The sequence below is a fragment of the Microbacterium sp. P5_E9 genome (genome assembly GCF_054049175.1).
Genome location: NZ_JBFUMV010000071.1, coordinates 1 through 681 on the forward strand (window position 1 = coordinate 1; position 681 = coordinate 681).

1 protein-coding gene is annotated in these 681 nt (G+C 65.9%); it reads right to left on the bottom strand.

Annotated features, from left to right (window positions below; all coding sequences use genetic code 11):
• On the bottom strand, positions 1–681 hold a 681-nt coding region (locus ACXJ3V_RS20270; protein ID WP_457102158.1), incomplete at both ends, for a hydantoinase/oxoprolinase family protein.

Below are 681 nucleotides of genomic sequence, written 5' to 3' on the forward strand. Positions count from 1 at the left end.
TGATCGCGCCACCGAGGAAGTTGTYGGGGTTGAGGTAGCCGAGAACGACGTGGCAGTCCGAGACCGACACCGTGTCGAGCCCGCTTTCAGGCCAGCAGGTGCCTACCCCATAACCGGCGCTGTCGGGGCCCAGCTTGATGGCACCGCTGTACGGGTCCAGCCGTACGAAGCTGCCGGCACCCGCGCCCACCGAGTCCATCGCCACCAGCGGCAGCGACAGCACCAGCCTCGCCATATCGGGATCCGCCACGATCGCGAAGTTGCCCTTGGTGATGAGCGCCATGTCGAACGACGTGCCGCCAATGTCCGAACAGGCGACGTTGTCGTAGCCGAGCGCCTCGCCCAACAGCTTGGAGCCGATCACGCCGCCGATCGGTCCGGAGACGATGGTGCGCGCCAACTCCTTGGCCTTCCAGCTGATCGTCCCGCCGTGCGTGGCCATCACGCGCAGATCGAACTTCGCGCCGTGCTTCTTGAAGCGGTCGCTTACCTTCTGGAGCGTCTGGCGCGAGGGCTCGGCCGCGTAGGCCTCGAGCACCGTCGTGTTCATGCGGTGGCTCTCCTTGCGCTGCGGGTAGTAGTCGACCGATGCGAACACCGGAATGTCCGCGCTCAACTGCTTCAACTCGTCGAGGCAGATGTCGCGGGCGCGCTGCTCACCGCGGCCGTTCTTGTGCGACT